Below are 22,241 nucleotides of genomic sequence, written 5' to 3' on the forward strand. Positions count from 1 at the left end.
CTCGCGGCACGTGGGGTGTGAGCTAGTAGGCTTTGGTGCCCGGGGGCCCGGAAGGGGGTAACGGGGATGAGTGTGAGGACTTCCGGCACCACAGCCACTGCCGGCGGCCGCCCGTCCGGCGGACCGCTGCCCGAGCCGTCGCCCGCCACGGGCGGGGGAGCGGACGCCCTGGGGACCGGTCTCGGACTGGACCCCGACGATCTGCCCGACGGCCTGGTGGTCGCCGACGAGACCGGCCGGGTGATCTGCTTCAACGCCGCGGCCGCCAGGATCACCGGCATCGCCCCCGAGGACGCGCTCGGCCACCCCCTCGAACACGCCCTGCCGCTGCAGGACATCGAGGGCCGCCGCTGGTGGCGGCTCACCGACCCCTATGGCGGGCCGGCCATCCGCCGCGGCCAGCCGGAGCGCAATCTGCTGCTCGGCGGCCGCGAGGTGCTGGTCTCGGCCCGCTACGTCCGCAGCGCGCCGACCGGCCCCGTCCAGCGGCTGGTGATCGCGCTGCGCGGCACCGAGGCGCGGCGGCGTACGGAGCTCAGCCACGCCGAGCTGATCGCCACCGTCGCCCATGAGCTCCGCTCGCCGCTGACCTCCGTCAAGGGCTTCACCGCCACCCTCCTCCAGAAGTGGGAACGCTTCACCGACGACCAGAAGCGGCTGATGCTGGAGACGGTGGACGCCGACGCCAACCGCGTCACCCGGCTGATCGCCGAGCTGCTGGACATCTCCCGGATCGACTCCGGGCGGCTGGAGGTGCGCCGGCAGCGGGTCGACATGAGCGCCGCGGTCCGCCGGAACGTCCAGGCGCAGACCACCGCCGGCCAGCGCCCCGACCGCTTTCTGATCCGGATGCTGGAACCGCTGCCCGATCTGTGGGCGGACCCGGACAAGGTCGACCAGGTCCTGGGCAACCTGCTGGAAAATGCGGTGCGCCACGGCGAGGGAACCGTCACCATCGAGGTCGGACCGGTATCGGATACGACCAGCGCGGAGGGGACGAGCGTCACCGTGAGCGATGAGGGCCCCGGCATCCCCGAGGAGTCGATGAGCCGCGTCTTCACCCGCTTCTGGCGGGGCAGCAAGCGCGGCGGCACGGGCCTGGGCCTCTACATCGTCAAGGGCATCGTCGAGGCCCACGGCGGGACGATCACGGTCGGCCGGGCGCCGGCCGGCGGCGCGCAGTTCCGATTTAGCCTGCCCGTCGCGGCCCCGGCCTTCCTGGCTTGAGGCTCCGCGCCGGGCGCCCCGCAGGGGCTCGGGCCTGCCGCGTGGCCCGTCCCCCTTAGACTTGACCTTTGGCACCTTTGGCGCACAGGCATCGCGGGCACAGCGCGGGCTCGGCATCCGACCTTTGTGATCGAGGAGCCGAGGCGAAGCGAGCCAAGCCAAGCCAGTCCACCGGAAGCACGGGAAGAGATGTCCGCACCCAATAAGTCGTACGACCCTGTCGAGGTCGAAGCCCTGAAACCGGAAGAGATCGCCGCCCGGCTGGACGAGGCGCTGGCCGCCATCGCCGCCGCGGGCGACCTCGATGCGCTCGCCCAGGCGAAGATCGCGCACACCGGTGGCACCTCGCCGCTCGCCCTCGCCAACCGCGAGATCGGCGCCCTGCCCCCGCAGGCCAAGGCGGAGGCCGGCAAGCGCGTCGGCCAGGCCCGCGGCCGCGTGAACCAGGCACTCAAGGCCCGCCAGGAGGAACTGGAGGCGGAGCGCGACGCGCGCGTGCTGGTCGAGGAGGCGGTGGACGTCACGCTGCCCTACGACCGGACCCCGCCCGGCGCCCGGCACCCGCTGACCACGTTCATGGAGCGGGTCGCGGACGTCTTCGTGGCCATGGGCTACGAGGTCGCCGAGGGCCCCGAGGTCGAGGCGGAGTGGTTCAACTTCGACGCCCTGAACTTCGTGCCCGACCACCCGGCGCGCCAGATGCAGGACACCTTCTTCGTGCAGGGTGGGGGCACCTCCCAGACGGAGTCTGGGGGAGGAACCGAGGGCGATGAGAGCGGCGTCGTGCTGCGCACCCACACCTCGCCGGTCCAGGCCCGTACGCTCGTCGACCGTGAGCCGCCGGTGTACGTCGTCTGCCCGGGGCGGGTCTACCGCACCGACGAGCTGGACGCCACGCACTCCCCGGTCTTCCACCAGATCGAGCTGCTCGCCGTCGACGAGGGCCTGACCATGGCCGACCTCAAGGGCACCCTCGACCACATGGTCCGGGCGCTCTTCGGCCCGGACATGAAGACCCGGCTGCGGCCGAACTACTTCCCGTTCACCGAGCCGTCCGCCGAGATGGACATGGTCTGCTACGTCTGCCGTGGCGAGTCCGTGGGCAACCCCGACCGTCCCTGCCGTACCTGCTCCAGCGAGGGCTGGATCGAGCTCGGCGGCTGCGGAATGGTCAACCCCAAGGTGCTCATCGCCTGCGGCGTCGACCCCGAGAAGTACAGCGGCTTCGCCTTCGGGTTCGGCATCGACCGGATGCTGATGTTCCGGCACAACGTGGAAGACATGCGTGACATGTTCGAAGGCGACGTCCGGTTCACCCGGCCGTTCGGGATGGAGATCTGATGCGGGTCCCGCTTTCTTGGCTGCGGGAGTACGTCGACCTGCCGGCCACGGCAACCGGTCGTGACGTACAGGAAAAGCTCATCGCGGTCGGCCTGGAGGTCGAGACCGTCGAGCGCCTCGGCGAGGGCCTCAAGGGTCCGCTCGTCGTCGGCCAGGTGCTGACCATCGAGGAGCTGGAGGGCTTCAAGAAGCCGATCCGCTTCTGCACGGTCGATGTCGGCCAGGCCAACGGCACCGGCGAGCCGCAGGAAATCGTCTGCGGTGCGCGGAACTTCTCCGTCGGCGACAAGGTCGTGGTCGTTCTCCCCGGCGCCGTGCTGCCCGGCGACTTCAAGATCGCCGCGCGCAAGACGTACGGCAGGACCTCGCACGGCATGATCTGCTCCGGCGACGAGCTGGGCATGGGCGACGACGGTTCGCACGGCATCATCGTGCTGCCGCCCGAGTACGAGGTCGGCACCGACGCCATCGCGCTGCTGGAGCTCGTCGACGAGGTGCTGGACATCGCCGTCACCCCGGACCGCGGCTACTGCCTGTCGATGCGCGGTGTCGCCCGCGAGACCGCCACCGCCTACGGCCTGCCGCTGCGCGACCCGGCGCTGCTCGACGTGCCGCCGCCGAACGCCGGAGGCTACCCCGTCCAGGTCTCCGACCCGATGGGCTGCGACCGCTTCACCGCCCGTACGGTCGCCGGCCTGGAGCCCGAGGCGCGTACGCCGCTGTGGATGCAGCGCCGGCTGCAGAAGGCCGGGATGCGCCCGGTCTCGCTGGCCGTCGACATCACCAACTACGTGATGCTGGAGCTCGGTCAGCCGCTGCACGCCTACGACCGGACCAATGTGGCCGGCCCGATCGGTGTCCGGCGGGCGACCCCGGGCGAGCAGCTGACCACCCTCGACGGCACCAAGCGGGTGCTGGACGCGGCGGATCTGGTCATCACCGACAACCGCGGCCCGATCGGGCTCGCGGGTGTCATGGGCGGCGCGAACACCGAGATCGCGGCTGCGGTCGCCGACCCGGAGACCGGGCGGCTGCGCGGCACCACCGATGTCGTGATCGAGGCCGCGCACTTCGACGCGCTCTCCATCGCCCGTACGGCCCGCCGGCACAAGCTGTCCTCGGAGGCCGCCAAGCGCTTCGAGCGCGGTGTCGACCCGGAGGCCGCGTCCGCCGCGGCCCAGCGGGCCGTCGACCTGCTGGTGCTGCTCGCGGGCGGTACCGCGGAGGACGGCGTCACGGAGATCGTCACCCCCAGTGGGCCGCGCACGATCACCGTCTCCGCCGACCACCCGGACAAGGTCGCGGGTGTCGCCTACGGCCGGGAGACCGTCGTCCGCCGCCTCCAGCAGGTCGGCTGTGACGTCTACGGCCAGGACGAGCTGGTCGTGACCGTGCCGTCCTGGCGGCCGGACCTCAGCGAGCCCAACGACCTGGCCGAAGAGGTCATCCGGCTGGAGGGCTACGAGAACCTGCCCTCCACCCTCCCGAAGCCGCCCGCCGGCCGCGGGCTGACCGAGCGTCAGCGGCTGCACCGCCGGGTCGGCCGGGCGCTGGCCGGTGCGGGCTATGTCGAGGCCCTGAACTACCCGTTCACCGGCTCGCACGTCCTCGACCAGCTCGGCATCGAGCAGGACGACCCGCGGCGCGCGGCGGTCACCCTCGTCAACCCGCTCTCCGACGAGGAGCCCGACCTCCGCACCACGCTCATCCCGGGCCTGCTGAACGCGCTGCGCCGCAACTACGGGCGCGGCACCCACGACCTGGCGCTCTTCGAGACCGGGCCGGTCTTCCGGTCGACCGGTGACGAGAAGCCGGCCACCCGGCTGGTCGTCGACCGCCGGCCGACCGACGACGAGATCGCCTCGCTGGACGCCTCGCTCCCGCAGCAGCCGCGGCGCGCCGCCGTGGTGCTCGCCGGGGGCCGGGAGCAGGCCGGCTGGTGGGCCGGCGCGCGCCCCGCGATCTGGGCGGACGCCGTCGAGGCGGGCCGTACGGTCGCGCGGGAGGCGGGGGTTGAGCTGATCGTCCGTCAGGACCAGCACGCCCCGTTCCACCCGGGCCGCTGTGCCGCGCTCCTCGCCCTCGTCGACGGCGAGGAGGTCCTCGTCGGCAACGCCGGTGAGCTGCACCCGCGGGTCATCAAGACCCTCGCCCTGCCGGAGCGCACCTGCGCGATGGAGATCGACCTCGACCGCCTGGAGCGGGCCGGCACCGGTCCGCTGCGCGCCCCGAAGATCTCGGCCTTCCCGGTCGCGACCCAGGATGTCGCGCTGGTGGTCGACGGTTCCGTCCCCGCGGCGGAGGTCGAGAGCGCGCTGCGCGACGGCGCCGGTGAACTGCTGGAGTCGCTGCGGCTGTTCGACGTCTTCACCGGTGAGCAGCTCGGCGCGGGCAAGAAGTCGCTGGCGTACGCGCTGCGCTTCCGTGCCCACGACCGGACGCTGACCGCGGAGGAGGCCTCGGCGGCCCGTGACGCAGCGGTCGCGACGGCCGTGGAGCGGACCGGGGCGGTGCTGCGCGGCTGAGTGCGGGCGCTGCCCGCGACCGCCGCAACGGCGTGCTGAAGACTGAGGGCGCAGACGGTTTGACCGTCTGCGCCCTCAGCATGTGCGGTGTGCGGCGGATGGGGCAGGCGCGGCAGGTGGGGCGGACCTGCGATGGGGGAGATGACCCTGGGGCGGCAGGGACAGAGCCCCCCGTCCCGGGGAGACCATCAGATCCGCACACGATCACCCAATCGGGTGATTATGTACGCATCGTCGTCGGGCACACACGGAACGTCGCCAGAATCGGTCGGGTCCGGGCGGCCCGCGTGACCGCGGCAGCGGGCCGCACCAACCCGCTCAACGCCTGCTAGGGGACCATCGGCATGATTCGAACCTGGGCGAGGGGCGGAGTGCGCGCCGGTGCGGCACACGCCCGGCGCGCCTTCGTCTTCGTCCTGCCCGGCCTCTGGGTGCTCGGGGTGGTGGCCTGGGAGCTGTGCCGTCCGACCAGCGGTCAGCTGCTGCAACTCCTCGCGGCCGCGCCGGCCATCGCCTGTGCGGGCACCGGCCGCCGGCAGTGCGTCCTGCTCGGCGGGGTGTGCGCCCTGCTCGCGCTGGTGCCGTTCGGCACGGTCGAGCCGGGCACCGGTCTGGGCACCCGCATGATGACCTGCGGGGCGATCCTCGCGGTGATCGGTGCCAGCTATCTGACGGCCGGCCGGCGGCTGCGGCTCGTACGGGAGCTGGAGCGGACCCGGGAGATCGCCGTCGCCGCCCAGCGGGTGGTGCTGCGGCCGCTGCCGCGGCGGATCGACGGGGTGCTGCTGGCGGCCGACCATCTCTCCGCGAGCGAGGGGGCCGAGGTCGGCGGGGATCTGTACGAGGTCGTGGGGACCCGGCACGGCGTACGGGCGGTGATCGGGGATGTGCGCGGGCACGGGCTGGAGGCCATAGGCACGGTCGCCGCGATGCTCGGCAGCTTTCGCGAAGTGGTGCACGACGAGCCCGAACTCGGCGACGTACTGCGGCGGTTGGAGCGGTCGCACCAGCGGCATCTGCGCGAGCGGGCGGGGGAGGGGCAGCCGCCGGGCGGCGGCGGGGAGCCGGTGGGCCGGCTCGCGGAGGAGTTCGTGACCCTGCTGCTTCTTCAGGTGGCGCGGGACGGCTCCGTCACGGCGCTGAACTGCGGGCATCCGTGGCCGTACCGCGTCGCCTGCCAGGCGGTCGCCCCGGTCGCGCCGGCCGAGCCGATGCCGCCGCTGGGGCTGTTTCCGCTGCCCGAGGAGCTGTCCGCGGTGCGGTGCGGGCGGCTGCGGCCCGGCGAGGGGTTGTTTCTGCACACCGACGGGGCGGCCGACGCGCGGGATGCGGCGGGGGAGTTCTTTCCGCTGGCGCAGGAGCTGCGCAGCAGTGTCGAGGCGGCCGCGGCGCCCTGCGGCCCCTCGCCGGCGGGGGTGGTCGGGGAGGTGCGGGAGGCGCTGCTGCGGCATGCGGGCGGGCGCCTCACCGACGACGTCGCGTTATTGATGCTGAGCAACGACCGGGTGCGGGTGCCGGCCCAGTCGGCCGGCACCCCGCCTACTGGCGTGCGGCTTCCGCGGTGACCTGCCGGCCGCCCAGCGGCGGGAAGGTGACACCGGTCAGCTCCTCGGACGCCTGCCACAGACGGGCGGCGCTCTCCGGGTCGCTGGCCGCGGCCGTCCTGCCGACCATCGCCGGTGCGCCGCGCATCTCGGCCAGTCCGTCGGGGCCGAGGTAGGAGGCGCCGGGCAGGTCCTGGGTGGCGGCGTAGAGGGTGGGGAGCGCACCGGCCTTGTTGTCCTGGGCGACCACGCGGTTACCCACCTGCATCACCGCGCGCCGCAGCGGGCTGGCGTCGGCGCCCTGCAGGTTGGTGGCGGCCCAGCCCGGGTGCGCGGCCAGGGCGCGCACCGGCGATCCCGCGGCGGTGAGGCGGCGTTGCAGTTCCAGGGTGAACAGCAGGTTGGCCAGCTTGGACTGGCTGTAGGCAGTGACGGGGCGGTACTCGTCGGTGAGGTTCAGGTTGTCGAAGTGGATGCGATTGCCGGGCAGTCGGTGGGCCCCGGACGCCACGGTCACCACGCGGTCGGTGACGTACGGCAGCAGCAGGTTGGTCAGCGCGAAGTGGCCGAGGTGGTTGGTGCCGAACTGCGTCTCGAAGCCGTCCTTGGTCCGGGACTCCGGGATGTTCATGACGCCGGCGTTGTTGATCAGCAGATCGAGCGGGTCCTGCCAGCCGGCGGCGAAGGCGCGTACGGAGGCGAGGTCGGCCAGGTCGAGGCGGCGGACCTCGACGCTGCCCCTGGCGCCCCGCACGGTCTCGGCCGCGGCCTCGCCGCGCCGGGGGTCGCGTACGGCGAGCACGACATGGGCACCCGCCCGGGCGAGGGCGTCGACGGTGGCGATGCCGAGTCCGCTGTTGGCGCCGGTCACCACGGCGGTGCGGCCGGTCTGGTCGGGAAGGTCGGTTGCGTTCCATTTCGGGGTGTGAGCCATGGCGCCAATGTAGGCAACGCCAACAATGATGTCAATGCCAACAATGTAGCCAGTGAATACATGGGAGATAGGATGGCCGGCATGCACACTCGTCGTTACCACCACGGAGATCTGCGCGCCGCGCTGCTCACCCGCGCCGAGCAGACGCTCCGCGAGAAGGGACCGGGCGCGCTGTCCCTGCGGGAACTGGCCCGCGACCTCGGCGTCAGCCACGCCGCGCCGAGCCGGCACTTCAAGGACAAGCAGGCCCTGCTCGACGCGCTGGCGCTGGCCGGTTTCGAGCGGCTGGACGAAGCCCTGACCGCGTCCCGGGAAGCGGCGGGTGAGGAATTCGCCGACCGGCTCCGCGGGCTCGTCCGCGCCTATGTGGACTTCGCCCTCGCCAACGCCGAGCTGCTCGACCTGATGTACACGGTCAAGCACGACCCGGCGGCGTCCGAGGCGCTGATCGCGGCCGGCCAGCGGCTGGCCGCGATGGCGGGGGAGCTGGTCGCGGAGGGCCAGCGCAGCGGTGAGGTGCGGGAGGGGCCCGTCGACAGCATCGCGATGCCGGTGTTCACCACCCTGCACGGCTTCGCCAGTTTCGCGGTGAGCGGCGTGCTCTCGGCCGAGGACGTCGCCTCCGGCCTCGATGCGGTGTTCGCGTACATACTGCGGGGCTGCGCCCCGAGTTGAGCTGCCGTCACCCTTCACACCCCGTGTGAGGGGCGCTTCACTACGCTCAACTGACGGAGTGGTGAAGTCGACAAGGCCATGAGCTGATGGCCCGTGGGCGGGCCCGGCTCACCAGGAGGCCGGTATGGAGCCCAACACCCTGCTCGACGCGATTCTCGACGAGTCCGGCATCTCCCATGCCGGGCTCGCCGCGCGCATCAACCAGCTCGGCCGGTGCCGCGGTCTGGCGCTGCGGTACGAACACACCGCGGTGGCCCGGTGGCTGAAGGGCCAGCGGCCGCGCGGGCAGGTACCGGACCTCATCTGCGAGATCCTCGGCGAACGGCTGCACCGGCCGGTCGGGCTGGACGACATCGGGCTGAGCGGACCGGGTGCCCGGCGCAGCGCGGACACCCAGCTCTCCGGATTCGTCGAACGGGCCACCGCACTGTGGCGGTCCGACGAGCAGCAGCGGCCGCACATCCTCGACGCGCCCGCGCTGACCGGCACCTCGGCGGTCATCCCCGTATGGGAGTGGGAGAACCCTCCCGAGGACTCCGATGTGTCCCGCGACGGGCTGACCCGCGTCGGCATGGCCGACATCGAGATGCTGCGCGCCGCGCGGACGCACTACGAGACGATGTACCGGAAGGCGGGTGGTATCGCTACCAGAGCACGCATCGTGGGATTCCTCAACGCCGAGGCGGCGCCGCTGCTGCGGGGCAGCTACAGCGATGCGACGGGGCGTCAGCTCCACCGGGCGACCGGCGGACTGGTCGCGGTCGCCGGCATCTGTGCGTACGACTCGGACTCGCTCGGGCTGGCCCAGCGCTACTTCCATCAGGCGCTGCGGCTGGCCAAGGCCAGCGGGGACCGCGGCCTCGGCGCGTACGTCATCGCGCTGCTGGTCAACCAGTCCCTCTTCGTACGGGAATACCGCCAGGCCGTCGCCTTCGCGGAGGCGGCGCTGCGGGCCGCGGGCCCGCAGATCACCCCGGCGCTCGCCGCGGACCTCTACGCGATGCAGGCCAAGTCCTACGCCCGGCTCGGCGACGGCGCCAGCGCGCTGTCGTGCATCCGGCGTGCGGAGGCGGCCGCGGAGCGCATCCGGCCCGGGCAGGAGCCGGCCGAGACGGGCTATGTCCAGCCCGGCCTGGTGAACGTACAGGTAGCGGAGGCGCTGCTGAGTCTCGGGGACCTGCGGGCCGCCCGGGAGCAGGCGGACGCCGCCGTCGACACCCCCGCACACGACCGCGGCCGGGTCCACCGGCTGGCCATGCTCACCCATATCGAGCTGCGCCAAGGTGATGCGGACCGGGCCGTGGCAGATGCCGCGCAGATGACGGAGCAGGCTCGGGGCATGGAGTCGCAACGGCTGCGGGACCGGCTGCGGGCGGTGCGCGAGCATCTGGCCAGGACCGGGAGCTCCGCGACGGACGAGGCTGCCGATCTCATCGACGAGGTGCTGCGCGTTCCGCTGTGACCGGGCTCGTGTCACCTTGCCGGCCAAACAGCGGAAGGTGGCAGTTACGTGCGTTGGAACAATCTCAGCGAAAAGCCCGTCTATGCGAATCCCTGGTTCCGGGTCCAACTGGCCGATGTGGAGCTGCCGGACGGCCGTCACCTGGATCACTATCTGATCCGGATGCGGCCCGTCGCCGTGGCCACCGTGGTCAATGAGGCCAACGAGGTGCTGCTGCTGTGGCGGCACCGTTTCATCACCGACACCTGGGGCTGGGAGCTGGCCGCCGGGGTCGTCGAGGACGGCGAGGACATCGCGGCGGCGGCCGCCCGGGAGATGGAGGAGGAGACCGGGTGGCGCCCGGGGCCCCTCCACCATCTCCTCACGGTGGAGCCGTCCAACGGCCTCACCGATGCGCGGCACCACATCTACTGGTCCGACCGGGCCGAGTACGCCGGCCCGCCCCAGGACGGGTTCGAGTCCGAGCGGCGGGAGTGGGTGTCGTTGAAGCTGGTGCCCGACATGGTGGCGCGAGGGGAGGTGCCGGCCGCCAACATGGCCGCCGCATTGCTGATGCTGCATCACATCCGGCTGGGCTGACCGTACCGGCCGGTGACCGTGGCCGGCGGTTCACCGGCCCGTGGCCTGCCACACCGCCACCGCCAGCGCCGCGAGCCCCGTGAGTGCGGCGAGCGAGGGCAGTGGCCAGCGGGCGCTCTCCAGCTGCGTGACGCGGACCTGCAGTTCGTCCGCGTCACGCGTCTGCTGCTCGGAGCGCTGGGCCAACAGCGCGAGTTGACCGTCGACCCGGGCGGTGCCGACGTCGTGGAGGCGTCTCAACTCGGCTAAGTCGGCGATCACCGGATCGGTTCGGGGGTGGGCGGTCACGGTCCGCTCCTCATTCCTTCGTGTCGCGAGTTCGTAGTCCATACACATAACAGTCAACTGCGCTGGGGCGACGGGCGGGAGCGTGTGCGGCGGGGAGATGTTTGTCCGTGCTTCACACCCCGTGTGAAGTGACACGGGGTGACGGGCGGCGCGGCGCATTCGTACGGGGTGTGAATCGCGCACCCCGACCGGGGCGGTTCACACGCTCCCCCTCGCGCCCGCAGGGGAGTTGACTCGAAGGTGCCACGGGGGCCGACGCCGGCGGACGGGCGCCCGCCGGCCCGGGGTCCGCCCGCCGGTTTTCCCCCGAGCGGCGGGCGGACGCATCCCGGGCTCAGTACGAGTAGAAGCCCGACCCGGACTTACGGCCCAGCCGTCCCGCGTCGACCATCCGCGCGAGCAGCGGGGGAGCGGCGTACAGCGGTTCCTTGTACTCCTCGTACATCGAGGCGGCGACCGACGCGACGGTGTCCAGGCCGATGAGGTCGCTCAGCTTGAGCGGGCCCATCGGGTGGGCGCAGCCCATCTCCATGCCGTTGTCGATGTCCTCGCGGCTGGCGATGCCCGACTCGAACATCCGGATCGCGGAGAGCAGATACGGGATGAGCAGGGCGTTGACGACGAAGCCCGAGCGGTCCTGGGCGCGGATCGCATGCTTGCCCAGGACGTCCTGGACCAGCGCCTCGGCGCGCTTGATGGTCTCCTCGCCGGTGGTCAGCGCGGGGATCAGCTCGACCAGCTTCTGGACCGGCGCCGGGTTGAAGAAGTGGATCCCGATGACCTGGTCGGGGCGGGAGGTGGCGACCGCCAGCTTCACCAGGGGGATCGAGGAGGTGTTGGAGGCCAGGATGGCGTCCGGCCGGGTGACCACCTGGTCGAGGATCTGGAAGATCTCGGTCTTGACCTGCTCGTTCTCCACCACGGCCTCGATGACGAGATCACGGTCGGCGAATTCGCCGAGGTCGGTGGTGAAGCTGAGCCGGCCGAGCGTCGTGTCCCGCTCCGCGGTAGTGATCTTGCCGCGCTCGGCGGCCTTGCCGAGCGAGTTGGTCAGGCGGGTACGCCCCAGCTCCAGCGCTTCGCCGGTGGTCTCGGCGACCATGACGTCCAGCCCGGCGCGGGCGCACACCTCGGCGATGCCTGCGCCCATCTGGCCGCAGCCGACCACTCCGACGCGTGCAATGTCGGCAAATGTGTCCGTCACCTCGTGCCTTTCGCTGATCTTCAGGAACCGGCGGTGCGCCGTAAGGTGCGACGCCCGCTTTCGGCCCCGACGTTACTCCGCGAGGTGCTGTGCTAAGGGCGCCGGGGCGGGCATTCTGAGCCCTCAAGACGGGATGAACCAGACACTTGGGGACTTTTGATGAGTCGGATGACACGAAGAGGATTCGCGGTGACCGCACTGGGTGCGGCCTCCTCCCTGCTCACCGCGGGGGCGGCGGCACCCGCGGCCGGCGCGCCCCGGCGCGAGATGCGCGGCATGTGGCTGGCGACCGTCGCCAACCTCGACTGGCCCTCCAGCGCCCGGCTCACGCCGGCCGCGCAGCAGCGGGAACTGCGCGCCCTCCTCGACACCGCCGTCGCACGCAAGCTCAACACGGTGTTCTTCCAGGTCCGCGCCACCGCGGACGCCCTGTGGCCCTCCCCGTACGAGCCGTGGGCGCAGTATCTGACCGGGCAACAGGGCCGCGACCCGGGCTGGGACCCGCTCGACTTCGCGGTCCGCGAGGCGCACCGGCGCGATCTGGAACTGCACGCCTGGTGCAACCCCTATCGGATTGCCAACCACACCGACCCCGGCCGGCTCGTCGCGGACCACCCCGCCCGCCGGCACCCGAAGTGGGTCCTGTCGTACGGCGGCAAGCTCTACTACAACCCCGGGCTGCCGGACGTCCGCGCCTTCGTCCAGGACGCGATGCTCGACGCGGTGCGGCGCTACCCCGTCGACGGGGTGCACTTCGACGACTACTTCTATCCGTATCCGGTCGCCGGCCGGCACCTGGACGACGACGCGGCGTTCCAGGAGTACGGCAGCACGTTCGAGAGCCGGGACGCCTGGCGGCGGGACAACATCAACCGGCTGGTCTACGAGATGGCCGGCAAGCTCCGCGACGAGGGGGAGCGGGCCGGACGCCCGGTGCGGTTCGGGGTCAGCCCGTTCGCGGTCTGGCGCAACCACGCCACCGACCAGCAGGGCTCCCGTACCCAGGCAGGGGTGCAGACCTACGACGATCTGTACGCCGACACCCGCCGCTGGGTGCGCGAGGGCTGGCTGGACTACATCGTGCCGCAGGTCTACTGGCCCCTGGGCACCAAGGCCGCCGACTACGCCGAACTCGTGCCCTGGTGGGCGCGGACCGTCGACGGCACGGGAGTCGACCTCTACATCGGCGAGGCGCTCTACAAGGCGGGCGAGACGGAGCCCGTCGCCTGGAAGGACCCGGCCGAGATCTCCCGCCATCTCACCTTCGCCCGCGGCTATCCGCAGGTCGGCGGCCATGTCTACTTCTCGGCGAAGGTGGTCGCCAAGGATCCGTCCGGCGCCATGGCGCGGGTCGTACGCGACCACTACGGGAGCGCGACGGCACGGGCCTAGGGACCGCCGGGGCGGCCGTACGGACCGGCCGCACGGATCTTGGCCGTGCGGCCGATGTGCCGGCGGTCCGCCTGCGGGACCGGGTCAGCGGCCGGATTCGGTGTCGGTGGCCTTGACGTGCCGCACGACGGAGTCGGGGCCGGGGGACATGATCGCCTCATGCCCGTCCTCGCCGCGGACACGGTAGGGCGGATCGCCGTTCGTGCCGATTACCTCGATGATCTCGACGACCCGGTCGTGATGCCCGACGGTCCTGCCGTGCACCACCAGCCGGTCGCCCCTGTTCGCGTGCATCAGGGCTCCTCCCCGCCTCGGGGCGGCCGTGTGCCCGGTGCGGCCGACAGTGCGCCGGCCAACGGTTGAACGGCCAACGGTTTCAACGGTTTACGGGCCTGTCGTGACCCGGACGGCGCTATCTGCCGTCGCCGCAAGTTTACGTCCGCAGGGGCCCGTCGCACCCGGGAAGTGGTCGTTTGTTCCGTTCCCCTGGGCCGTCCCCGCGGCCCGTCACCCCCGGGTCCGCTGGGTGACCGCGATGCACACCAGGACGGCCAGCGCCGCGGCGGGCGCGGCCGGGGGCAGGCGCTCGCCGAGGAGCAGCACCGACCACAGCAGGGTCAGCAGCGGCTGGGCGAGCTGCAGCTGGCTCGCCCGGGAGATGCCGATCGTGGCCATCCCGCGGTACCAGGCGACCATCCCGAGGAACTGCGAGCCGACCGCCAGCCACAGCACCCCGGCGACCGAGCGCGCCGTCAGCTCCAGCGGCTCGGCGGACAGTGCCAGCGCCGCGCCCGCCACCGTCACGGGCAGCGCCAGCACCAGCGCCCAGCCGATCACCTGCCAGCCCGGCATGTGGCGGGCCAGCCGGCCGCCCTCGGTGTAGCCGGCCGCGCACACCAGCAGCGCGGCGAACAGCAGCAGATCGCTGCGGTTCGGAACCCCGCCGCTCTGCTGCACCGCGAAGCCGATGACGACGACGGCGCCGACCAGCGAGGCGATCCAGAACGTACGGGAGGGCCGGGCGCCCGTCCGTACGGCCGAGCAGGCGGCGGTGGTCAGCGGCAGCAGACCGACCACGACGGCGGCGTGCGAGGTGGTGGAGGTCTCCAGGGCCAGGGTGGTCAGCAGCGGGAAGCCGAGCACGACGCCGCCCGCGACCACCGCGATGCCCGCCCAGTGGCGCCGCTCCGGCGGGCGGACCCGTAGCGCGAGGAGTGCGGCGCCGGCCGGGACGGTGGCCAGCACGCTGCGCAGCATCACCACCGTCCACGGGCCCATGCCCTCAAGTCCCCAGGCGGTCGCCGGGAAGGTGAGCGAGAAGGCGGCGACGCCGAGGGCGGCGAGCAGCATGCCGCGGCCGACGTGGGTGCCGGGGGCGGTGGTGGCGGCCTTCGGGGTGCCCGGGCCCTTGACGGTGGCGGTCTTCGCGGTGCCCGGATCACTGGCGGCGTGGGCGTCCGGGGTGCTGACCGCTATCCCGGCGGTGGCGATAGCGCTATCGTTGTCCTTCATGCAAGAGCGTAGCAGTGGTGCCGAGCTGGCCGCGATCCTTCGTCGAGGGCTGGACCGCTACTCTCCAGGAGAGAAGCTGCCGTCCAGTCGTGCCCTCGTCGAACGGCATCGGGTCAGCCCGGTGACCGTCTCCCGGGCGCTCGCCCAGCTGGCGGCGGAGGGCCTGGTCGTCACCCGGCCCGGCGCCGGGGCCTTCCGGGCCGAACCGCGTGGCGAGGCGCCGCGTACCGTCGACACCTCCTGGCAGGAGATCGCGCTGAGCGCGGAGCCGGCCGGCGATCAGGTGCCGCGCAGCGTGGACGCCACCGGCGTGCTGGCCACCCTCGCCACCCCCGCCCCCGGCGTCATCGAGTTCGACGGCGGCTATCTGCACGCCGATCTGCAGCCCGAACGCGCCCTGGCCGCCGCGCTCGCCCGGGCCGGCCGGCGGCCGGGTGCCTGGGGGCGCCCGCCGGTCGGCGGAGTGCCGGAGCTGCGGGCCTGGTTCGCCCGGGAGATCGCCGGCTCCGGCGGCCCGCTCAGCGCCAATGACGTGCTGGTCACCGGGGGCGGCCAGAGCGCGCTGACCGCGGCCCTGCGCGCGCTCGCCGCGCCCGGCGCCCCGGTGCTCGTCGAGTCCCCGACCTACCCGGGGGTGCTGGCCGTCGCCCGCGCCTCGGGGCTGCGGCCGGTGCCCGTACCGATCGACGAGGACGGGGTCCGTACGGATCTGCTCGCCGATGCCTTCCGCGCCAGCGGGGCCCGGCTCTTCGTCTGCCAGCCGCTGTTCCAGAATCCGACCGGCGCGGTGCTCGCCGCCGAGCGGCGCCGCGAGGTGCTGCGGGTGGTCCGCGCGGCGGGCGCCTTCGTGATCGAGGACGACTTCGCGCGGCTGCTGGTCCACGCCGACGCCCCCGCGCCCCCGCCGACCCTGATGGCGGACGACCAGGACGGCACCGTCGTCCACGTCCGCTCGCTGACCAAGGCCAGTTCGCCCAATCTGCGGGTGGGGGCGCTGGCCGCCCGCGGCCCGGTCCTCGACCGGTTGCGCGCCATCCAGGTCGTCGACAGCTTCTTCGTGCCCCGGCCGCTCCAGGAAGCCGCCCTGGAACTCGTCGGCTCGCCCGCCTGGCCCCGCCATCTGCGGCTGATCGCCGGTGAGTTGACCACTCGCCGCGACGCCTTGCTCGCCGCACTGCACCGGCAGCTGCCCGCGTTCACCCGGCACCGGCCGGCGCCGGGCCACGACCCCGCGCCCGGCGGTCCGTACGTCCCGCCGGGCGGCTTCCACCTCTGGCTGCGGCTGCCGGACGGCACGGACGAGGCGGCCCTGACCGGTGCGGCGCTGCGGGCGGGGGTCGGGGTCGCGGCCGGCCGCCCGTATTTCGCCGCCGAGCCGCCGGCCGCGTATCTGCGGCTGAGCTTCGCGGCGGCGTCCGGCACCGGCGAGATCGCCGAAGGCGTGCGCAGGCTCCGTACGGCGTGTACGGAGCTGGGGATGGAGGTGAGTTGAGGGCGGGGCCACGTTGGACGTCGCGGAGCCGGGGCCGTCCCGGAGAGGGGGCGGCCCATTCGCCCATCGGTTCGACGTCGCCCCGCCGTTCTGCGAACCTCCCGGCATGAACGCCCCCGCCCTCGACGGCTACGAGATCTCCACCGACCCGGCCCGCCTGGACGCCGGCCTGGTCCACCACTGGCTGTCCACCGACGCCTACTGGGCCGTGGGCCGCCCCCGGGAGCTGCACGACCGCGCCGTGGCGGGCTCGCTCAACTTCGGCCTGTATGTGTCCGGTTCGGGTCGTCAGGCCGGCTACGCCCGGGTGGTCACCGACCACGCCACCTTCGCCTGGCTCTGCGACGTCTACATCTGCTGGGACGACCGTGGCAAGGGGCTGGGCACGGCCCTGGTCGAGGCCGTCGCCGACCACATGGCGCCCAGCGGCCTCAACCGGCTGACGCTCGCCACCCAGGACGCCCACGGGGTGTACGAGAAGGTCGGCTTCCGCCCCCTGGTGTCGCCGGAGCAGTGGATGACCTTGGGGCTGATCGACCCGGGTCCTGTCGAATTGTGATCAACTGGTGTCACCGGGGCGGCATGGCTCTTACCATCGGCGAATGAGCGTTCGACTCAAGCTGCTCGCCGCCGCCCGCAACTCTTCGCTGCTCGAAACGCGGTTCGACGACGACCGCCCGCTCGACGCCGCCGGGTGGTACGAGGCCGAGCGGGCCGCCCCCGCCCTGTGCCGGCTCGCCGCCGCCGAACTGCGCTACTGCTCGCCGTCCGCCCGCTGCCGGGAGACCGGCGAGGCGCTCGGGCTGCGCCCGCTGGCCCAGCCGGCGCTGCGCGACTGCGACATGGGGCGCTGGCGCGGCCGCACGCTGGGCGAGGTGACCGCCGCCGAACCGCGCGCGGTGGAGGCCTGGTTGGGCGATCCGCGCTCCGCGCCGCACGGCGGGGAGTCGCTGCCGGCGTTCATCTCCCGGGTCGGCGGCTGGCTGGACACCCGGCCGGCCGACGACGCCGCCGGACTGCTCGCGGTCGCCGAACCCGGCGTCATCCGCGCCGCCCTGGTCTATGTGCTCCAGGCGCCCCCGCACGCGTTCTGGCGGATCGATGTGCAGCCGCTGTCGGTGACCACCCTCACCAGCCGGTCCGGCGGCTGGGACCTCCAGCTGGAGACCTGAACCGCCGCCCGAGCGCCAGCGCAATGAGGCAGCCGGGCAAGGAGCCCACGAGTCATCCTCACGCGGTGTGAGGTGCACGTCCCGGTCCGTACCCGTGCACCACCCGGAAAGCCCATCCCGCGCGTTCCGCCGTCCGGGGCGTACGCACCCGTCTGACCTGCGCGAACAGTGAGCGCCGGGAGGGGTTCCCGGGCAGTACGCCCCTGGTGCGGCACCCGATCGAGGTGCGCGGCGGGTGACCGGGCGCTTGTCTCGGGTTATGCACATACGCCACATATCCCTGTACACCCTGGGGGCCGGTGCGCTGCTGGCGACCGTCCTGCTCGTCGGCGACGGCGACGGTGCGGACGGCGCCACCGAGGCCGTCAGCGGGGCGGTGAGCGACGCCGTCAACGAGGCCGCTCCCGCCGCCCAGGACACCGCCGGCACGGTGGTCGTACAGCCCGACCCGGTGGCACCGGGCACCGCCTTCTCCGTCCACGACGGCGGCAGCTGCCGGGGCGAATCCGCCACGGCGACCTTCGGCGACGCGGACATCCCCACGATGCAGCTGCCCGGCCAGAGCGGCCGGACCGAGGGCACCGCGATCCTCCCGGAGAGCACGGCGCCCGGCTCGTACACGGTCACCCTCACCTGCGGCGGCACCTCCGGCGCCCGGACCGGTGCCCTGGCATCCGGCCGGGACGGCGATGAGGACCAAGCGGGGTACGGCACCGCGCAGGGCGACGGGGACGCCGGCGGGCGCGGCAAGGAATCGGGCGACGGCCGGACCCTCACCGGCACCATGATCGTCTCCGGTGGCGCCGACGGCACCGTCCCCCTGGGCGGCGCCGACACCGGCCTCGGCGGCGCCGCCGGTACCGGCCGGACGGCCACGACGGCCGGCGGTCTGCTGCTGATGGCCGCGGCCGGCTGGGGCGCCCTCGCCCGCCGCCGGGGCACCCGCGGCACCGGGAGCTGACGGCGGTGGACCACCATCCCATCCGGCGCGGCCTCCTCATCGGTCTCCTCGCGGCCCTCGTCACGGCGGGCGCGCTGGCGTTCGCCGCCGCCCGGCTCCGCGACCGCGAGGCCACCAGCGAGGTCGACGACGGCACCCACACCGTGCTGCGCACCGAGATCGCCAGAGCGATCAGCGGCCAGCTCACTCTGCCGTTCCGTAGTGGGCCCGACGCGGTGCACTGCTTCGGCGACCTGCGGCCCGTGCCGTACGACGCGGTGCGCTGCACGGCGCACTTCCCCATCGGACGGGACCGCCACCTGACCGTCGAAGTCACCCACGTCCGCCACAACAAGGTCACCTACCGGCGCCACTCGCTGCCCCGCTGAACGACACCGCCGCCGCGTCCGTCCCCGGTCCTCAGCCCGTACTCCCGCGCGGCCCAGGCCTGACGGGCCGACCGGCTGAGGCTGACCGGCGGGGCGGCCTGACGGGCTGTCACGCCGGGCCGGTCGCTGCCCCGTCGGGCCGGGCGGCCGACCGGCCGGCGGGGGCGCTGCGCCGGTGTCCCGAGGCCGATCACGTTTCACCGTGGGGTGTTTCGTCCGGCTACGGTGCGGGCATCGCAGAGGTAATCGAACCACTGGGCTGCCCATCCCTCTTCGGGGTGGGCAGCCCGTTGCATCCGGTGACGTGCGGTTTCTCGTTGTTGTGGCCCCGCAGAAGGAACCACGGCCCGGTGCCGGTGCCCGGTCCCCGGGCGGCGGTTCACCAGGCCGGGGCGGCCCCTCTACCCGAAGGGGTCCCGATGAGTCCGAACGTCCAGCCACGATTGCTCAAGCGGCTACAGATCGCTTCCAGCTCCGGCCAGGAACGGCCGACTGCCGCGGGTGCGGAGGTGAGCCGGGTAGCGGCTCCGGCGCTCGCCCCTCTGGCGGCAACGACGATCCCCGTCGGGGGCGGCCCCTACGGGGTGGCCATCACTCCTGGCGGCTTTGCCTACGTCATCAACGCCGCGTCGAACGATGCGACGGTGATCGACACCGCTACCGACACCGTCGTGATCCCCAGCCTCACCCTGCCCGGCAGCGTCCCGACCTGGGTGGCGCTCGCCGGCAACGGCAGCGCCTACGTCACGAACTTCGTCTCCAACAACGTGACGGTGATCGACACCGCCACCAACACCGTCGTCGTCCCCGGCATCACCGTCGGCACCAACCCGAACTCGGTGGCAATCGCCCCGAACGGCAACGCCTACGTCGGCAATCAGGGTTCGAACGACGTGTCGGTGATCGACACCGCCACCAACACCGTCATCGTCCCCAGCATCCCCGTCGGCACCCAGCCGTTCGCGGTGGCCGTCGCCTCCAACGGCAATGCCTACGTCGCCAACCTCGATTCGAACGATGTGACGGTGATCGACACCGCCACCAACAGCGTCATCACCAGCATCCCCGCCGGCACCGAACCGAGCGGCGTAGCGATTGCTCCCAACGGCAACGCGTACGTCCCCAACGGTCTGTCGAACGACGTGACGGTGATCGACACCGCCACCAACACCGTCCTGATCGCGAGCATCCCCGTCGGCGGAGCCCCGGGCGGGGTGGCGGTGGCCCCCAACGGCAAGGTCTACGTGGTCAATGAGGCAACAGGCGACGTGACGGTGATCGATAGCGTCACCAACACCGTCGTGGTGCCCAGCATCCCGGTGGACAACAGCCCGGTCGCGGACGCGGTGGCCCCCAACGGCAAGATCTACGTGACCAACATCGGATCGAACGATGTCAGCGTCATCCCCCCGTACCCCGACCTGACCGGCATCAGCCCGAACCAAGGCCCCCTTGGGGGCGGGACCGTGGTGACCATCACCGGTACCAATCTCGCCGGGGCGAGTGTCACGATCGGCGGCAATCCGGCGACCGGGGTGAGCGTGAACCCGGCCGGTACGCAGATCACGGCGACGACTCCGGCTGGGTCTGCTGGTCCGGCGGATGTCGTTGTGACCACGCCTGGTGGTGTGGCGACTCTCGCCGGTGCGTTCACCTACGTTGCGGCTCCGACGCTCAGCGGTATCAGTCCTGCTCAGGGGTCGACTGATGGTGGGACGGTGGTGACGATCACCGGTACCGATCTCGCCGGGGCGAGTGTCACGATCGGCGGTAACCCGGCGACCGGGGTGAGCGTGAACCCGGCCGGTACGCAGATCACGGCCACGACTCCGGCAGGGTCGGCCGGCCCGGCGGATGTCACTGTCACCACGCCTGGTGGTGTCGCCACTCTCGCCGGTGCCTTCACCTACGTCGCCGCTCCCACGCTCAGCGGTATCAGTCCCACCCAGGGGTCCACTGCGGGCGGAACCGTGGTGACCATCACCGGTACCCATCTCGCCGGGGCGAGCGTCACGATCGGCGGTAATCCGGCCACCGGGGTGAGCGTCAACCCCGCCGGGACACAGATCACCGCCACCACCCCGGCCGGGGTACCCGGTCCGGCGACCGTCGTCGTCACCACCCTCGGCGGCAGCGCCCGCCTGGTCGACGGCTTCACCTACGTGGTCGTCGCCCACGCCACCCAGCTGACCGCCACCCCCGCCCTGCTCGAACTGTTCCCGGCGCAGGTGTACTACCCGTTCCTGTACGCCACTCTGACCGACCTCGTCACCGGCCTGCCCGTGCCGGGTCAGACCATCACCTTCACCGCCGGCAGCAACTTCCTGGGCACCGCAACCACCAATGCCCAAGGCACCGCCCAACTGTCCGAGGCCGTCAGCTTCCCTGTGATCCTCTTCAACGGCGGCTACACCGCAGCCTTCGCAGGCACCCCCACTCTGCAACCGTCCACCGCCCACGGGGGAGTCATCGCCCCCTAGTGTTCCGAGGCCCGGGAACTCCGTAGAAGGATGCGGATCCCGTGGCGCGCACGGGACGGCCGAGGGCCGAGGTGGTTCTCACCGACGAGGAGCGTGAGACGCTGCTGCGCTGCTCGCGGCGGGCCACCTCGGCCCAGGCCTTCGTCCTGCGCTGCGGATCGTGCTCGCCTGCGCTGATGCCTCGTCACATATGCGGTTGGTCGTGCGGACAGCCCTCCGGGCAGCCAACCGGCCGCGGCCTCCTGGTCCTTGTCCCCGCCCGTGACCCCTACGGCGCGGGCCGCGCCGCCGCCGGGCTGCGGGTCAGCCAGGCGTTCGCCGCCTCGACCCGGCCGCCGACCCGGAGCTTTGCGTAGGCGTGCTCCAGATGTTTGTCGACGGTGCGCGGGCTGATCGCCAGCCGGTGGGCGATCTGCTGGTTCGTCAGGCCCCGGGCGAGCAGGGCGAGGACGGCGGATTCGCGGCGGGTGACGGGGGACGGCTCGGGCGTCGGCGGGGCGAGCCGGCCGAGGACGTGGCTGAGTCGGGTGCGTAGGAGAGCGGCGGCTGCGACATCGTCGTCGGAGAAGTCGCTGGTCCTGCGGCTGAACGCCACGCACACCTGCCGTGGCACCCCGTCCGCATGGCCGGCGGGGAACGACATCGCCAGCTGATGCTCGCTGCCGCACGGCCGGTACACGTCCGTGTAGGCGGCGAGGGCATGGAATTCGTCGGGGGTCTGCAGCGTGGAGCGGCGCATCGGGGTGCCCGGGCCCAGGGTGGTGTGGGCGACGAGGGCGTCGGCGGCCGACTCGCGGGCGAACGCCTCCCGGATGTCGTCGGTCAGCAGGCCGGGGGGCAGGGTGAGCGGGCGGTCGGCGGAGCCGGCGTGGGGGGACCAGACGATGCTGTCGCCGGGCACGGCGGCGAGCAACAGCGGCAGCAGGGCCGGAACGAGGGACTCCTCGTCGACGGCATCGCCCAAGAGGTCCACGACGGCGAGAATGCGCCGCAGGCCGGCCTCCGCGGCCGCGCTCATACGTCCAGCGTGCCGAGGGGGCAGCAGCCAGTCAAACGAGAGCGGGGGCGCCCGGAGGGCGGGAGCG

At 72.5% G+C, this 22,241-nt stretch carries 20 protein-coding genes; 14 read left to right on the top strand and 6 right to left on the bottom strand.

Annotated elements, in window-relative coordinates:
• Positions 1-66: 66 nt before the first annotated feature.
• The 4 genes from CPH93_RS28415 to CPH93_RS28430 all read left to right on the top strand — a co-directional run bounded on the left by CPH93_RS28415 (position 67) and on the right by CPH93_RS28430 (position 6,658).
• A complete protein-coding gene (locus CPH93_RS28415; RefSeq protein ID WP_096214458.1) occupies positions 67-1,227 on the top strand; it encodes a sensor histidine kinase in 1,161 nt (386 codons plus the stop codon).
• A 189-nt stretch (positions 1,228-1,416) separates the two neighbouring features.
• Positions 1,417-2,568: a phenylalanine--tRNA ligase subunit alpha gene (gene pheS, locus CPH93_RS28420; RefSeq protein WP_096214459.1), complete on the top strand. Its 1,152-nt coding sequence runs from the start codon at positions 1,417-1,419 to the stop codon at positions 2,566-2,568.
• Positions 2,568-5,093 carry a phenylalanine--tRNA ligase subunit beta gene (gene pheT, locus CPH93_RS28425; RefSeq protein ID WP_096214460.1) on the top strand — a complete coding sequence of 842 codons (2,526 nt, stop codon included), beginning with the start codon at positions 2,568-2,570 and terminating at the stop codon, positions 5,091-5,093. The genes pheS and pheT overlap by 1 nt, the downstream gene beginning before the upstream one ends.
• A 344-nt stretch (positions 5,094-5,437) precedes the next feature.
• Positions 5,438-6,658, top strand: coding sequence for a PP2C family protein-serine/threonine phosphatase (locus CPH93_RS28430; protein WP_096214461.1), 1,221 nt, complete (start codon positions 5,438-5,440; stop codon positions 6,656-6,658).
• Here CPH93_RS28430 and CPH93_RS28435 read toward each other — a convergent pair.
• Positions 6,633-7,571, bottom strand: coding sequence for an oxidoreductase (locus CPH93_RS28435; RefSeq protein ID WP_096214462.1), 939 nt, complete (start codon positions 7,569-7,571; stop codon positions 6,633-6,635). The two genes, CPH93_RS28430 and CPH93_RS28435, sit on opposite strands and share 26 nt — an antisense overlap.
• Before the next feature lie 81 nt (positions 7,572-7,652).
• Here CPH93_RS28435 and CPH93_RS28440 point away from each other — a divergent pair, with 81 nt between their 5' ends.
• From CPH93_RS28440 to CPH93_RS28450, 3 genes are all read left to right on the top strand, one after another.
• The gene (locus CPH93_RS28440; RefSeq protein ID WP_096215626.1) at positions 7,653-8,246 is read left to right on the top strand and encodes a TetR/AcrR family transcriptional regulator; all 594 of its coding nucleotides are present in this window, start codon (positions 7,653-7,655) and stop codon (positions 8,244-8,246) included.
• 124 nt (positions 8,247-8,370) lie between these two features.
• Positions 8,371-9,708 carry a transcriptional regulator gene (locus CPH93_RS28445; protein WP_093482306.1) on the top strand — a complete coding sequence of 446 codons (1,338 nt, stop codon included), beginning with the start codon at positions 8,371-8,373 and terminating at the stop codon, positions 9,706-9,708.
• A gap of 48 nt (positions 9,709-9,756) precedes the next feature.
• Positions 9,757-10,287, top strand: a complete 531-nt coding sequence (locus CPH93_RS28450; RefSeq protein ID WP_006607568.1) for an NUDIX domain-containing protein — start codon at positions 9,757-9,759, stop codon at positions 10,285-10,287.
• Between the two features lie 30 nt (positions 10,288-10,317).
• Here CPH93_RS28450 and CPH93_RS28455 read toward each other — a convergent pair whose 3' ends face one another.
• Positions 10,318-10,575: a hypothetical protein gene (locus tag CPH93_RS28455; RefSeq protein WP_093482305.1), complete on the bottom strand. Its 258-nt coding sequence runs from the start codon at positions 10,573-10,575 to the stop codon at positions 10,318-10,320.
• A gap of 334 nt (positions 10,576-10,909) precedes the next feature.
• Positions 10,910-11,779, bottom strand: a complete 870-nt coding sequence (locus CPH93_RS28460; protein WP_093482304.1) for a 3-hydroxybutyryl-CoA dehydrogenase — start codon at positions 11,777-11,779, stop codon at positions 10,910-10,912.
• A 159-nt stretch (positions 11,780-11,938) separates the two neighbouring features.
• On the opposite strand from CPH93_RS28460, the gene CPH93_RS28465 reads away from it, so the two are divergent.
• The gene (locus CPH93_RS28465; RefSeq protein ID WP_093482303.1) at positions 11,939-13,171 is read left to right on the top strand and encodes a glycoside hydrolase family 10 protein; all 1,233 of its coding nucleotides are present in this window, start codon (positions 11,939-11,941) and stop codon (positions 13,169-13,171) included.
• A gap of 84 nt (positions 13,172-13,255) precedes the next feature.
• Here the strand turns inward: CPH93_RS28465 and CPH93_RS28470 are convergent, their stop codons facing one another.
• Entirely contained in the window at positions 13,256-13,465 is a 210-nt protein-coding gene (locus CPH93_RS28470) for a DUF1918 domain-containing protein (protein ID WP_006607564.1), read from the bottom strand.
• 213 nt (positions 13,466-13,678) lie between these two features.
• Entirely contained in the window at positions 13,679-14,683 is a 1,005-nt protein-coding gene (locus CPH93_RS28475) for a DMT family transporter (protein ID WP_096214463.1), read from the bottom strand.
• Between CPH93_RS28475 and CPH93_RS28480 the strand changes: the two genes are divergently transcribed.
• The 6 genes from CPH93_RS28480 to CPH93_RS28505 all read left to right on the top strand — a co-directional run bounded on the left by CPH93_RS28480 (position 14,682) and on the right by CPH93_RS28505 (position 21,156).
• Positions 14,682-16,175, top strand: coding sequence for an aminotransferase-like domain-containing protein (locus tag CPH93_RS28480; protein WP_096214464.1), 1,494 nt, complete (start codon positions 14,682-14,684; stop codon positions 16,173-16,175). The genes CPH93_RS28475 and CPH93_RS28480 overlap by 2 nt on opposite strands.
• Before the next feature lie 106 nt (positions 16,176-16,281).
• Positions 16,282-16,734: a GNAT family N-acetyltransferase gene (locus CPH93_RS28485; protein ID WP_096214465.1), complete on the top strand. Its 453-nt coding sequence runs from the start codon at positions 16,282-16,284 to the stop codon at positions 16,732-16,734.
• Between the two features lie 43 nt (positions 16,735-16,777).
• Entirely contained in the window at positions 16,778-17,347 is a 570-nt protein-coding gene (locus CPH93_RS28490; RefSeq protein ID WP_093482299.1) for a histidine phosphatase family protein, read from the top strand.
• Positions 17,348-17,606: 259 nt separating this feature from the next.
• Entirely contained in the window at positions 17,607-18,308 is a 702-nt protein-coding gene (locus CPH93_RS28495) for a hypothetical protein (RefSeq protein WP_096214466.1), read from the top strand.
• Positions 18,309-18,313: 5 nt separating this feature from the next.
• The gene (locus tag CPH93_RS28500; protein ID WP_096214467.1) at positions 18,314-18,676 is read left to right on the top strand and encodes a DUF4333 domain-containing protein; all 363 of its coding nucleotides are present in this window, start codon (positions 18,314-18,316) and stop codon (positions 18,674-18,676) included.
• A 419-nt stretch (positions 18,677-19,095) separates the two neighbouring features.
• Positions 19,096-21,156: an IPT/TIG domain-containing protein gene (locus CPH93_RS28505; RefSeq protein WP_096214468.1), complete on the top strand. Its 2,061-nt coding sequence runs from the start codon at positions 19,096-19,098 to the stop codon at positions 21,154-21,156.
• A gap of 268 nt (positions 21,157-21,424) precedes the next feature.
• On the opposite strand, the gene CPH93_RS28515 is transcribed toward CPH93_RS28505, so the two are convergent.
• Positions 21,425-22,174 (bottom strand): helix-turn-helix transcriptional regulator, encoded by a 750-nt coding sequence (locus CPH93_RS28515; RefSeq protein ID WP_096214469.1) that lies wholly within the window; start codon positions 22,172-22,174, stop codon positions 21,425-21,427.
• Positions 22,175-22,241 lie beyond the last annotated feature (67 nt).

The sequence above is a fragment of the Streptomyces sp. 2323.1 genome (assembly GCF_900221035.1).
Taxonomy (GTDB): domain Bacteria; phylum Actinomycetota; class Actinomycetes; order Streptomycetales; family Streptomycetaceae; genus Streptomyces; species Streptomyces sioyaensis.